The organism is Candidatus Nitrosotenuis cloacae, from assembly GCF_000955905.1.
Classification (GTDB): domain Archaea; phylum Thermoproteota; class Nitrososphaeria; order Nitrososphaerales; family Nitrosopumilaceae; genus Nitrosotenuis; species Nitrosotenuis cloacae.
This window is the reverse complement of sequence record NZ_CP011097.1, coordinates 478,330-492,032: the sequence shown is the minus strand read 5'-3', so window position 1 is coordinate 492,032 and position 13,703 is coordinate 478,330. Positions and strand designations below refer to the sequence as shown.

Here is a 13,703-nt window from a genome sequence, read left to right as displayed (position 1 = left end):
ACCAGAATTCGAGGCTGAATACCCCAACTAACGCTTAAATTGACAACTAGAACAGCTTTGATCATTATGATGCCAGCACGCGGATACGACATGACGCCTACAATGTATTCTCCGGATGGAAGAATATACCAAGTAGAGTATGCCATAGAGACAGTAAAGCGCGGAACACTGGCAGTCGGCGTAAAAAGTAAGGACGGAGTCGTAATGGCAGTAGAAGAGATTCCACGCAAGCTCCAAGTTTCAGGTATCACACAAAAAATATTCCAAGTCGATGATCATATTGGAATTGCCGCAGCTGGTTACATCCCAGATGCACGAGTCCAAGTTGACGATGCAAGAACATTTTCCCAGAGTCACAAGCTAATCTATGATGAGGAAGTAGAGGTTGAAACCGTGGCAAAACATCTGGCGGACAGATGCCACCAATATACCCAGTATTCTGGTGTGCGACCATTTGGAGTAGCATTGATAATTTCAGGCGTTGACCAAAGAGGCAATCTGATTTACGTGACTGATCCTTCAGGAACCTTTGTTTCTTATTCAGCAGTGGCAATCGGTGCAGGAGCCGACGATGTGAACTCGTTTTTGGAGAAAAACTACAAAGACGACATGTCATTGGATGATGCGTCCGCCCTGGCAATTGCTGCAATCGAGCTCAAAAGCGAGACCAAAGAAGAAAAAAGCATCAAAATGTCTCGAATCACCAAGGACAATCGCACCCTGCAAAAGGTAAACGATTCAGACTTGGAAAAATACTCCAAAGCCGCAAAAGAAAAGTTTCCAAAGCCAAACTAGTCACTAGTTACTACAAATTATGTCAATATGATAATCAAAACCAATGGGTCTTGGTAGTTATTGGGGCGAGGTAATTGAGGTACTTCGGCAGATAATCCCCATTTATGATAAGGTAAACTCGTACATCTCACTAGGAAAAGACAAAGAACATCGAATTCGAGGAATCACAAATCGGGTGCAGCCAGGGAATCACATCTTGGATGCGGGTTCTGGTTTTGGCAACATGTCAAAGACTGCAGAAAAAATCTGCGACGGGAATCTTTCCATTACACTTTATGATCCATTAGTTCCAATGCTAAAGAACACCGGCACATATTTTGCCAAAACACCAGACATGTCGTGCGGTGTGTTTGAGCACATTCCATTCAAGGAAGAACAGTTTGATGCGGTATTGTGCGGATATTCGTTGCGCGATGCCATAAATCTAAGAATTGCAATCTCCGAAATTCACCGGGTGCTAAAAAAAGATGGACGATTCGTTATTGTGGATTTGGGCAAGCCAGATAATCCAATATCAAGGGCCGGCGTGTCATTCTATCTTAGGGTGATTTTACCAATGATTGCATTTGCAGTTGGCGGAAGATTGGGATTAAAATTCGGCACCCTATACGGCACATACAAGCGCTGGCCGCAAAACAAAAAGCTAGAGGGATTGATTTTGGAAAAATTCTCCAGAGTTGAATTTGAACAGGATTTGATGGGTGGCGCAATAATGGTTGCAGCTTACAAATGAATAGGACACTACTAATCCTGAACCTAACAGGACTCTTAATTGGAATATCATACGGCATACACAACCCGATTGTTCCTATTTTTGCCAAAAATGAGATAGGTGCATCATATGCGGAGCTGGGCCTGATCGGCCTTGCCAATTTTATCCCATACATGTTCATCCCGGTTTTTGTCGGAATGTTGGTTCACCGATTCAACAATGGCAGGCTGCTTTGTGTCGGAGTTGTGATAAACACGGCATCGGTATTTTTGCTGTCTTTGGCAAGAACCGTTCCAGAAGTAATGGCATTGCGTGCAATGACTGGAATTGCGCATGCATTTTTTTGGCCGCCGGCCGAGGCAATCATTTCTAATGTGAGTGAGGCAAATACACGCGTCAAGAACATTTCGCGATTTACCGGGTTTTTTGTTGCCGGCTTTATGATCGGGCCGTTAATTGGGACATTCCTGCTGGAGGGACTGGATGTCTCGTATCGTGGATTATTTGAGATTGCGACATTTGTGATGGCGTCTTCGATAATTTTTGCACTACAATTAACAAAAAGACAAACACAATCCAACCATAGCACATTCTCATTTTCTGCAATAAAGCAAGTAACAAAATTCCCAGTCGTTATCATGATTTTGATTTATTGTGCATCCTCGTTTGGGATGATTCTGACCATTTATCCTGCATTTTTGAACGATAGGTCCATGTCGGCAACAGAAATAGAGATCTTGTTTTTTGTCTTTGGTGCATCGCGTGTGGCGACCCTTGCACTGGCAGATAGGCTGGCAAACCATACCAGCACGACACTAATTGCATCGACTTTGGCCATTTCTGCAGGACTTGTATTGTCATTTTACTCAGATTCCATTATCGAGTTTTCAGTTGCAATGCTTTTGATGGGATTTGGATTTTCAATAATATTTCCATTAACGCTGGAAATCATACTAAGAAAGACACCCACTCAAAGTTCTGGTATGACAATAGGTGCATACGAGACAACATTTGGCATGGGCTGGTCAATTGGGCCAATCGCTGCTGGGTTGATCTCGGAGTTTTCAGGAAACGCTACACCATATTTGGCGTTTTTTGCGCTGGGAATTGGAATCACCATAATCAGTGCCATAAAGAAAAAGTCGCTAGAGCCAAATACCGCTTAGAGTTTTACGTATTTTCGTAGTTGTAGTATTATGATGGCCGGTGCGACAAAATACAATCCCATATTCAATAAAATGATTCCAATTCCATATCCCAACATTTCCTGCTCGGAATCTATATCAACATAGTTCAGAATTGACAGAGTCGATAACATTGGTGTTATTGTGGTTTTGATGATTTCCTTGAACAGTGGACTTTGTCTTTCCAAGTCGGCTACTGCCGGACTGAACGCATAGTAAAAGTCGTTAAAGCCGGCCATGAAAGTTGTTCCTGTTCCGGTACTAAACAAAACATTGTCTCGGACTTCTCTTAGCATCTGTACTTGGGGTGCAAGCTCGGTTCCAAACGCTGCTGTTGCAATTGCGCACTGGCCAATTCCTTCCTTTTTGTCCAAGACACATACTCCGTTTTCTGCATGAGTCCCCGGACCACATGCACTTGCAGGTGTTGGGGCATCTACTCCTACAATATCATAGATGGTATCGTCTGGAAAGTTTTTGTCAAACCATTCCTTGTATGCTGGCTCGTTGTTGTATCTGTCAATGTATGATTGTGGATCTTTGGTTGGGTCTGGGAATCCTGGAATGTGTGTCTTTTTTGGACCCTTGACTCCCACTATATCATAAATGGAATCATCTGGGAAATTCCTATCAAACCATTCCTTGTATGCTGGCTCGTTGTTGTATCTGTCAATGTATGATTGTGGATCTTTGGTTGGGTCTGGGAATCCTGGAATGTGTGTCTTTTTTGGACCCTTGACTCCCACTATATCATAAATGGAATCATCTGGGAAATTCCTATCAAACCATTCCTTGTATGCTGGCTCGTTGTTGTATCTGTCAATGTATGATTGTGGATCTTTGGTTGGGTCTGGGAATCCTGGAATGTGTGTCTTTTTTGGGCCTGTAATCTCTTCTGCCTCTGCAATAGGTTCTGGTACTGGCTCGGGTTCCGGCTCAATGGCTGGCGCTACAATGCAGGTCTGTGATGTTTCATCAAATACTGTTCCGGTTCCACACTTTGGTATGACTGGTGCTGGAGTTGATGGTGGTGGAGTACTTGGTGTGGGTGTAGTTGGAGTGGTCGGTTGTGTTGGCGTTGTGGGTTGAGTTGGAGTAGGTGCTGGAATTGATGGTTGTGATTGCTGTCCCATTATTTGTGCAGCAGATGGAGATACTGGTGAGCCATCAGATGAGTAATCAAACAGTGTAAATTTCCAGATTTTTTGAGGTTGAGGATCATCAGCATAAAATGCAGTTACATTGTAAATTCCTTTTATAGTGAATTTATTAGAAGTTTTTTCTTTTGATGTATCTATTGCAAATGTTTTAAAATTTCCATCACCATCAGAATAAGCTTGTGTGAATGCCACTCCAACACCATTGGAATCAGTCACTCTGACACCAATATTGTAATTGGCATGTGCACTGTCTGTTTTTCCAACAATTATTATCTGATCTCCTTTTTTGTAAGATGTTTTTTCAGCCTTCAAGTCAATTATGACAGCATATGCTGGGATGACTGCCATTGTACTTACCAACATAGCTAGAATAATCAATAACGCCTTCATCGTTCAGTTTTCGAGGGGGCTTTAGGATCTTTAATTAGATTGTGTAGAATTGTATAGTGACTGCTGGACAGATCTAGACTTTGGATAGGCTTATTTTTGCAATATGACAAAGCCAAGGCATGCTGGATTATTCGCTCAACATAGTAGGCAGTGAATGGATAATCATTGTTTTTGTGGCCCTAATTGCGCTTTTGGGAACCAACAGGCTACCAGACATTACAAAAAAACTTGGACGAGCTGTTGGTGAATACAACAAGACAAAAAACGAAATCCAAAATCAAATCACCGGAACATACAATTCTAATCTCAATGTCACCTCACCAGTACAAAATGAAAGGCAAAAGATGGAGTTCATTGCAAAATCCCTTGGGATTGACTTTGCAGGAAAGACAGACGAAGAATTAAAAAAAATAATTGCATCAAAGATGGCAGGCCCAGACACAAAGGACACTAGTTAATCTTGAACAAGATTGCGCAAAACCAGATCTATAATGTAAATTGCATTGATGGCATGAAGCTGTTGCCACAAAGCAAAATTGACCTAATTGTTACTGATCCGCCGTTTGCAATCGATTTCAAGGCAACAAAGCAAAATTACAACCGTACTGCGTCGCGCGTAATGCAGGGATATAATGAAATCAAGCAAAAAGACTATTACGATTTTTCAGTAAAATGGATGGAGCAGGCGTTTCGAATCCTAAAAGAGTCTGGAAGCATGTATGTTTTTTCTGGATGGAATAATCTCAAGGATATTCTCAGTGCACTGGATGATGTTGGATTTGTGACCATTAATCACATCATATGGAAGTACCAGTTCGGCGTGGTTACCAAGACAAAGTTTGTCACATCTCACTATCACTGTGTGTATGTATGTAAAAATCCAAAAAAGCGCAAGTTCTATCCGTTTGTGAGATTTGGTAAAAACCAAAAAACATCCGAAGGGCGCAGCTTGCACTATAAGGACAAGGAAGATGTCTGGGACATCAAGCGAGAATACTGGACTGGAGACCAAAAAACCCCAACCAAACTCCCAGCAGAAGTGATAAAAAAAATCTTGCAATATTCCAGCAAGGAGGGAGATTTGGTGTGTGATCCTTTCTTGGGGTCCGGTCAGGTAGCCGTAGTATCAAAGCAGATAAACCGAAATTACTTGGGATTTGAGATTGTCAAAAAATACCACGACTTTGCAAAGAAGAGATTAGAGCAGAACCTGTATCGTCTCAAGGCATAAAAAGTGCGGAATTTGGGTTTTGGCCCAATTCCAATTGTATCTATCTGTATTCCATTTTGCCCTTGATGCGCTTTACCTCACCCATCTCATCTCGGAGATGTGATGCCAGTAATCGTTCAGACTCTTTCTTGTGCTTCCAATAAGCATTAAGAACTTGCTGTCTGGACTTGGCGCGTTTTAGGGCAGATTGGTATTTTCTGTGGATTGACGCTACGCCTCTGGCATAGCTTCCAGCACTACTTCCCATGATATCGTAGAGCCACACCAGATAGATAACTTTGTCAAGTGTATGATATTGTCATGGTTACTGAGTTTAGGTTGACCAATGGAATGTGGCGATCAGCAGTGGTTTAGGGATACCATACCATAACCAAACCATAAATCCATACTGCACCTAACGGGGTGTGAGTTGAGGTATTCTTGCCCCAAGTGTGATTCTGGGATTCAGATTCAAAAAACATTTAACAAAAAATTCATGATTACATGCTCCGATTGCGGCCTGCAGGACTTGGTAGAATATACAAAAAACATTGACGAGGTTTACTTGGAGTTTTTGGCGCGATACGACCAAGGACAGACGCCCAACAAAAAAGAGATGAACGTAGAACTAAAGGAAGCAGGAATAGTTCGAGACAAGTCCGAAATAGAAAAGATGGTTCATGGAAACACGCCAGAGCAGATAACAAAGGACGTTTTGTATTCAAAAAAAGACTACATCTCATATTACAAGACCATTAAAGAGCCAGATCCCACATTTGGAATGCTAGTAGACGAGATGGGCCTTGATGACAGCACAGTACAATATCTGCACCAAAAAAACATCAAACAATTCTACAAGTTCCAAGAGGATGCCATTTCTGAGATAATATCTGGACAAAACGTAGTCATTACAGCACCCACGGCATCTGGCAAAACTGAGGCCTTTGCCATACCAGTCATAACAAAGATAGCAAGGATGGGAAAAACAGGCGTAATTTCTGCCGTTTTTGTCTATCCCACAAAGGCGCTGGCGCGAGACCAGCTGCCAAAGATTTCAGAGCTTGCAAAAAATGCAGGCATAACAGCAGATGTGTTTGATGGTGATACAAAGCAAAAGGAAAGACTAGAGATCCTGGACAACCCACCAGATATCATTGTGACAAACTTTGATGTCATTCATTATCATCTGATGTATAGGACCAAGTTTGCATCCATGTTATCCAACATTGAATTTCTCATAGCGGATGAGGCCCATGTTTATTCCGGAATTTTTGGCTCTAATGTACACTATATCATAAAACGACTAAAGCGAATGTGCAAAAAAATCCAGTTTGTCGCATCGTCTGCCACACTGGATAATGCACAAGAGTTTTGCGAGCAGCTCTTTGGGGAAAAGATGCAGTTGATTAATGGTTCTGGCAAAAAAGGCGAGACAGACTTTGTCATAATATTCCCATCATTGCGAACGCAAAGGGCACTGACAATAGATCTGCTGGAAAGACTAGTCGTACAAAAACATAAGACCATGGTGTTTAGCAACTCGCACCTAAATTCAGAGCTTGTCGCAATGCAGGCAAAAAAGAAAAAAATAGACATTCGCGTCCATCGCGCAGGCCTCATGGCAAATTATAGAAACTTTGTGGAAAAGTCCTTCAAGGATGACAAAATAATGGCAATATCTTGCACGCCGACTTTGGAGCTTGGAATTGATGTCGGAAATGTGGATGGTGTCATTTCATCTACAATTCCAGTAAATAGACTGATGCAAAGAATTGGGCGCGCAGCCAGAAAGGGCCAAAAAGGATTTGCTTTTTTGGCACTGGGTAATGATCCCATATCACAATACTACAAGAATCACCCAGACAACTATTTTGAAGATATAGAGAAAACCTACATTGATCCAAAAAACCCCTTTGTGGAGGAATTTCATGTGCTTGCAATGGCGTGTGACAAGCCAATTGCTAGGCACGAATTATCAGAGCATTCTGAGGTAATTCAAAGACACGTCGATTCTGGAAGACTGATACTGCAAGAAAACCGCTATGTGCCAAACTATGATTCCATAAAAGAGACACTCGAAGAATATTCTATCAGGGGTATTGGAAAATCCATCGATATTTTCTATAATGATAAGAAAATTGGTGAGCGAGTCTTGCCAATGGCACTAGAGGAACTGCATGAATCTGCAATCTATTTTCTTGCTGGGACCAGATACAAGGTAAAAGAGTTTGATTATCCAAAAAAACAGTACGCCAAGCTTGTGTCCATTCCACGCGACTATCCATACTATACCAAGGCACTCACAGAGGAGTGGCCTACAATCGAAACAGTATACGAAAAAAGACAGGCATTCGGGATTGAGGTGTATTTTTGCAAACTGCACATACAAAAGCAGGTCTATGGCTATGTCAATATCGAGCTAGGCCAAGAGGTGAACCAAGGCCAAAAAGTATTGCTGGAAAAGCCGCTTGAATATGATTTTGTTACAAAGGGAATTGTGATTCATGCGCCAAAGCCCACTAAACAAATGGAGTCATCTGATAATCCCGAATACACCGAGGCAAGTGGATATCATGCAACAGAACATATCATCATAGAGGGCAGCAACATGGTAACTGGCGGCGTATCGCAGGACTTGGGCGGAATATCGCTTGGAACGTCGGGCTTGATCTTCATTTATGATGGTGCAATAGGTGGTAATGGTGCAAGCAAGGCACTATACGACAGATTGGAAAAGGCATTAGAGCGCAGCCTATCCATAGTAAAAGAATGTCCGTGCAATAATGAGGCCGGCTGTCCGCGATGCACATTTTCGTATAGGTGTGGCAACAATAACGAGTTTTTGCACAAAAAGGCATCACAAGAAATCTTGCAGAAAATCAATGACGGTGAGATAACTGAGATAATCGAGCCCACAGAGGGCGACAAACCATTGGTTTGAGGCTAGTTTTTGGATTTGGTCTTGTAGAGGACTAGCTTTTTCTTTGCGTCTTCTAGTGCTTTTGCTTCCAAGGCAATCTGCTTTTTTGCATTATCTTTTTTTGCATTAGAGTCCTTGAGTGTTTTTTCCAGTGCCTTTTTTCTGGAATCCTCTGCCAAGGCTTTTGCATTTTTGATAAATTTGTCTTTTTCTTCTGGACTCATGTTTTGCTTTGAGGACTTTGCAAATGCGACACCGAGTGATCCTGCACACAATAACAAAACAGACATCAAAACTGCAAGAGATTTCATCTAATGCTCACCTTCAGATCAGACTAAAAAGGATGACGCAGAATTTGCCCGGTTTTGTGATATAGTATGATCACAATAGCAAATAGTGTACCAAGCACCAGAGATAGCCCTAATGGAAATTCAGGTGTCACCATGATTGGAATCTCTATCGACTCATCACTCTGGTTGATGTTTTCTATTTGTAGTGTGATCGGTCCCTTGTTGCTCTCAAAAAATATTACATCCTCAAAGCTTCCGCCTGCTTGGGCCATGCCGGAATTTTTGTAGAGTGCCTGCCCGTTTTGCAATATTGTGAAATCATATTCTGCTTTTGGTACGGGTTGCAGATTCCTATCGTATATGGTAAAGATGAATTCGGTCTCACCGGGCTGTAGGTTTTCTGGAATCCAAGTCAGATCAACAAAATAATTTCCTTGGGTGCGATCTTGCGTTGTACTTGGGATTCTAATGGGAAATGTCTTTTTGGTTTCCTTTGGAGACACCACAATCACATAATCAACAGAAGATAGTTTTTCTCCGTTTATGCCTTCTATTGATATTATTACTGGTCCGAGGTTTTTTTCTGAGAAAGTATAATCATAATAGTTGGTCTTTTCCTGAGCACCAATCAAGCCAGTAACGGATTTGCGGTATAATTCTGATCCGCGCTGTTTTATGACAAGGTCAAACTTGGCGTCCTCTTGGATTTTAGGCGCAAAATACCTGGTGATATCGACAAAGAATCTGGTGTTCTGATCAGGCATAATTGGAGTAGGCTCCCAGGAAAGGCCCACTTGGAATATGGCATTGTGAGTGAATGCGTTTAGCGGGAATTTTTCCATCTTGCTTGGTGTTATGGTAAAGTCAATCTTTGATTTGTCCTGGATAGAGTCAACCATTGAGAATAATTCTTTTTGGTTCAAAACCACATGGACGATTCTGCTGTCTGTGGTGTAATCATCTATTGTGATTGCATGTTCCAGTATTGGAATGCCATTGACCAGTCCATCATATCTTGTCACTAATAGCTCTGGAAATGTTTTTGGGATGTGGAGTTCTTGATGTATTACATTTGTCTGCTCGATGTTTTTTTGGCTCCATTCGTATGGCATTGAAAATGTTATGGTTCTTGATGGTTCATCAAATTCAAAGTCCTGTATCACATCATAATATGTCATCACGCCAATGTCATAGTTTTTTTTCTCATAAGACACTTGGTGTATAGTTTTTTGCGCAAGGCTAATTGATGCGTCATATTTTACTGGATTTTTTAGAACATTGGAATCTGCATTAACTGTCAAAATCTCGATGTGAAACTTGTACAGGCCGCCTGAGAGAAAAATTGGCCCCTCAATTTTTAGTGGGAATAGATCCGTGTTTTTCATCCATCCAAGCTCGCCAAAATTATTCCCCTGAATCTTGATTGGGCCATTTTTTGGAATTACCTTGATGGATAGATTGCTCGAATCATCGTGGAATCTTTCTCGCAGTAATTGCTTGCCGTCTTTGGATAACTCTACCAAATATGTCACATGTGGGATTACTTCTTGTGTATTGGCATCATAGAGTCGAATCAAGATCTCATATTCTCCGGTTGTACTATCAAAGATTGGAGGATTGATGTTGAGTGATAATGTAGCATTTTTGCCATCAATTAGAACTGGCGGTAAGGTTTCTCCGCCTACGCCGTGTCCAAATGATGGCTGCGTATAGAATGTAATCAGAGCAATCACAGTAAGGAGAAGAATTATTCGTGGTTTCATGCCTGAGTTGAGCCAGATCCGGCTAATAAACGAAGAATCCACAATAGTAGATTTGGTAAATGTACCAATTTTCTTAATTATTTTGGTATGGTTTGATGTGTAATACCTCGGTGAGAAACCAAATGAATACCAAAGGGACCTGATTCGACAAGTGTGATTTCTCACCGTTTTTTTATAATTGATTTAGTCTTTTTCTTGCCAGAACTATAGGTATGATTGCAAGACTCAGAATTATTGGCGCAAGCAATCCAAACTCTGGAACAACTGCAGTGCCAACTATGGTAAGAGATGATGCGCCTTCTGGCAGATTCATTTGCAATGTATAATGATCGGATGTGGATGATACCAACTCGTACTCGATCTGCTCTTGTGGCGATGCGGTAACAAACACTACAAAATTATTCCCTGTGGCATCAACCAGACCTCTTGGCACCTGAATTGTGGCCAATCCACCCACTACCTCGCCAAGCAAAAATGTCACAGATTTGGACGATTCATCTACTGTAATTCCAGAGATAGAGCCTGCCATTTCATACTTGATCGGAAACTGCACATCATTATACGAAACGGTCTTGATTCCACCATCGAACTTGACTGCATATTCTGCTGAATTGGTTGTTGACTCTGATGTAGAATGGTCCGAATGATCAGATACTCCAGATACATCTACATACCATGGAATTACTTTGCCTCTGATACCATCTATTGCAACAGTTTGCGCCAGAGTATATTGCGAGTCATCCACAGATATTCTAAAGTAAGTCTCGCTTGGATTTAGCGGAATCTCAAAGACATACTTGTTCAGATCTCCAATGCTTTGCTTGTTGAACAGCTCAAACGGGTTATTTTTTACTGGTTTAGCAGTGACCAGTCCGCCGGCTCTGGTGTGAGCCTGGACCTCGATATCACCTACTGAGCCTGTTGTTCCAATTATGATTTGGGCAGAGCCGGTTTCCAGTGAATACTGGATTTCATATATCATGAGTGTCTTTGTTATTTCCATGATTGCATGCTCGTATGGGTGATCACCTGGCATTGGGTCCATTTCATGGTCTGTTGTAGAATGAGTGTGTCCTGTATGAGATGCAGTATGAGATGAATCATGTGATGATGAATGTGAGGAATCACTGTGACCGTGTCCTGCATCTGTATTTCCGGTTCCAACCAAATATGATGAAAAGTGATCAACAGTTTTTGAATATGTACACGTATGTGTACCAGTTGAAGTTGCGGATAGATTAGAGCCAACTGTACTCCAACTGCTTCCCTGTTGAAGATACAAAGTCACACCTGTTGGACAATCAGATCCTACTTTTTCTAATGTGAACCTAATGGTTGGTTTTTCTGCATATACGGCAGAATTAGAAAAATCAATATCACCACTTGTTTGAAAATCCAAATATATTTTAGCAAATCCAGAAGGTACTGAAGGAGAACCAGAAGGAATGGCATCATCAACTTTTACACTAATTCCAACATTGCTACCTTGTGTATTCATTGGTAGTTCAATTGACTCTAGCATCGGATGATCACCGCCTTGAGATACCTTATCTGCTCTTATCACAATATTGGAACCTGGTACTATGGTGTCCATTACAGGTGTAAGGATGAAATTTCCCCCATTACTTGAAACTGGAGCAACATACACTGGTGGAATGAATGAAGTGCTGGTGCCAGACGAAGTGTCAGTTGGCGGCGAATATGTAGGGATTCCCAATGTGCTAATCAATGTGGATGGGGTAGCAGAAGTTGAAAATGTCTGAGTAAAGACAACATGGTCAGGCGGAGTTGCCGTTAGTTTTTGAGAGGCTACGACAATCTTGGCTGGAGGTAGGTCATTTTTGCTAGATATTGCAACACCGTTTATTTTGGCGCCTCCAGTGTTTTTGAGTTTGTCATATAGTGTATCGCTGATTAATGGGGGTTCAATAGTAGCAGATGTAGTTGTGGTAAAGTTGACAAAAGTCTGCGTTATATAGCTGAATCCAGTCGTTCCCATAATTTCATCCGATGCTGCAGGATACGCAGCCATTCCAAATCCAGCAGTGCCCTTGATCTGCATCACACTATACGTACCATTGTTTACCCCAACTAGTTCTATTATTCCCGGCATTGGATCGGAGTCTAGTTGATCATTGTCTGAAACTACGAAATTAAACCAGGTGGTAAGATCCAGATAATCAGTTGCGTTGGTTGCGTGAGCATACGGATTTGGAGTTATGATAAATGTAGTATTGCCACCAAGAAACGGATTAGCTTCTGTTTGAAAATTAAAAATTGTCAAAATTTGTGTATTTGTGTTATTGACACAGCCAGAACAGTTTTTGGCAGTGGTTAGTCCATGTGCCTCATTTAGTGCTGGAGATAAACAGACAAGAGACAGTAAAACTCCCAACTCTAGAAATCTAGTATCAATTTTTGGTGAGTTGGATCTCGCACCTTGATTACCACATAGCAATTGTTGTTCAAGTAACCTAATCAAAAAAAATGAAAAAAGAGCCATTTTTAGTGGCCGCTGTGTGAAGCAGTGTCGATACTGATACTTGCCTGAGGGTTTGAGAGATTTACTTCAGGAAAGGTCACTGCATTATACGGCGCAGGCATTGAACCGGTTGGGCCGTATTGATTTGGTGGATTTATGTCACCTACAACTCTGAGTAAAGTAAATGATGCAGAGTTTGAGGTTCTAAACACCACATTAGTCTGTCCCTGATTTAACAAGCCAATGTCCGTTACTCTTGGTGCACCTGGATTACCTACTCCAGTAGTATCTAGCGCGGGAATGTGTGAATGATATACACATGTTCCTGTGACTCCTCGAATTCCACCAGAACTGGCATGTGGAACAAGGTTTAGCTGTGCTGGAGCCACCCATGTTCTATCAAGAAGCTCATCAATGTGTCCAGCAACCGGAGTAACCAAAGGTTTCTTTGTTGTAGGATCACATGGTATTCTGACTAGTAAATGTCCGCTTACATAGTTTGGGCTAAAATCTGCAATTGCGAGATAATCACCAGGTCTCATTACTTGTCCAGCTAGCATCACATTTGCAACAGTAGGTAGTCCTCCACCTATTGCTCCTGTTTCAAAACCATGACTAGCAATCGCATAATGGTAAGTAAAACTACCTAATGCTACAGCAGTAGCCACTACCGCAATTATCAGTTTGGTGTCAAAGGTCTTCATTTTAGTTTTTGACTTGAGATTTTGTTTATATGATTTCTAGTAGAATCTCCAAACAAATTTTCTAGTTCTACCAATTTTGTTTAATATCTACAA

12 protein-coding genes are annotated in these 13,703 nt (G+C 41.5%); 6 read left to right on the top strand and 6 right to left on the bottom strand.

From position 1 onward, the window contains the following. The first annotated feature begins 66 nt into the window (after nucleotides 1-66). Genes SU86_RS02735 through SU86_RS02725 form a run of 3 tightly spaced genes read left to right on the top strand, consistent with a single transcriptional unit; the run spans nucleotide 67 to nucleotide 2,673 of the window. Nucleotides 67-795 carry an archaeal proteasome endopeptidase complex subunit alpha gene (locus tag SU86_RS02735; RefSeq protein WP_048187244.1) on the top strand — a complete coding sequence of 243 codons (729 nt, stop codon included), beginning with the start codon at nucleotides 67-69 and terminating at the stop codon, nucleotides 793-795. A gap of 43 nt (nucleotides 796-838) precedes the next feature. Continuing rightward, nucleotides 839-1,528 carry a class I SAM-dependent methyltransferase gene (locus tag SU86_RS02730; protein WP_048187242.1) on the top strand — a complete coding sequence of 230 codons (690 nt, stop codon included), beginning with the start codon at nucleotides 839-841 and terminating at the stop codon, nucleotides 1,526-1,528. Next, entirely contained in the window at nucleotides 1,525-2,673 is a 1,149-nt protein-coding gene (locus SU86_RS02725; protein ID WP_048187241.1) for an MFS transporter, read from the top strand. Before SU86_RS02730 ends, SU86_RS02725 begins: the two co-directional genes overlap by 4 nt. On the opposite strand, the gene SU86_RS09870 is transcribed toward SU86_RS02725, so the two are convergent. Continuing rightward, the gene (locus SU86_RS09870; RefSeq protein WP_177318912.1) at nucleotides 2,670-4,199 is read right to left on the bottom strand and encodes a CFI-box-CTERM domain-containing protein; all 1,530 of its coding nucleotides are present in this window, start codon (nucleotides 4,197-4,199) and stop codon (nucleotides 2,670-2,672) included. The two genes, SU86_RS02725 and SU86_RS09870, sit on opposite strands and share 4 nt — an antisense overlap. A gap of 161 nt (nucleotides 4,200-4,360) precedes the next feature. Here SU86_RS09870 and SU86_RS02715 point away from each other — a divergent pair, with 161 nt between their 5' ends. Together SU86_RS02715 and SU86_RS02710 are read left to right on the top strand one after the other, a co-directional pair. Next, nucleotides 4,361-4,699 (top strand): twin-arginine translocase TatA/TatE family subunit, encoded by a 339-nt coding sequence (locus SU86_RS02715; RefSeq protein WP_048187238.1) that lies wholly within the window; start codon nucleotides 4,361-4,363, stop codon nucleotides 4,697-4,699. 2 nt (nucleotides 4,700-4,701) lie between these two features. Further along, nucleotides 4,702-5,472, top strand: a complete 771-nt coding sequence (locus SU86_RS02710; protein ID WP_048187236.1) for a DNA-methyltransferase — start codon at nucleotides 4,702-4,704, stop codon at nucleotides 5,470-5,472. Between the two features lie 40 nt (nucleotides 5,473-5,512). Here the strand turns inward: SU86_RS02710 and SU86_RS02705 are convergent, their stop codons facing one another. Continuing rightward, a complete protein-coding gene (locus SU86_RS02705) occupies nucleotides 5,513-5,719 on the bottom strand; it encodes a hypothetical protein (protein ID WP_048187235.1) in 207 nt (68 codons plus the stop codon). A 162-nt stretch (nucleotides 5,720-5,881) separates the two neighbouring features. Here SU86_RS02705 and SU86_RS02700 point away from each other — a divergent pair, with 162 nt between their 5' ends. Then, entirely contained in the window at nucleotides 5,882-8,392 is a 2,511-nt protein-coding gene (locus tag SU86_RS02700; RefSeq protein WP_048187233.1) for a DEAD/DEAH box helicase, read from the top strand. Nucleotides 8,393-8,394: 2 nt separating this feature from the next. On the opposite strand, the gene SU86_RS02695 is transcribed toward SU86_RS02700, so the two are convergent. The 4 genes from SU86_RS02695 to SU86_RS02680 form a co-directional block, all read right to left on the bottom strand. Further along, nucleotides 8,395-8,682, bottom strand: coding sequence for a hypothetical protein (locus SU86_RS02695; RefSeq protein ID WP_048187231.1), 288 nt, complete (start codon nucleotides 8,680-8,682; stop codon nucleotides 8,395-8,397). A gap of 23 nt (nucleotides 8,683-8,705) precedes the next feature. Continuing rightward, complete coding sequence (locus SU86_RS02690) at nucleotides 8,706-10,424, bottom strand: hypothetical protein (protein WP_048187229.1); 1,719 nt, start codon at nucleotides 10,422-10,424, stop codon at nucleotides 8,706-8,708. 172 nt (nucleotides 10,425-10,596) lie between these two features. Further along, nucleotides 10,597-12,819 (bottom strand): PEFG-CTERM sorting domain-containing protein, encoded by a 2,223-nt coding sequence (locus tag SU86_RS02685; RefSeq protein WP_148550728.1) that lies wholly within the window; start codon nucleotides 12,817-12,819, stop codon nucleotides 10,597-10,599. Between the two features lie 110 nt (nucleotides 12,820-12,929). After that, complete coding sequence (locus SU86_RS02680) at nucleotides 12,930-13,610, bottom strand: hypothetical protein (RefSeq protein ID WP_052755432.1); 681 nt, start codon at nucleotides 13,608-13,610, stop codon at nucleotides 12,930-12,932. Nucleotides 13,611-13,703 lie beyond the last annotated feature (93 nt).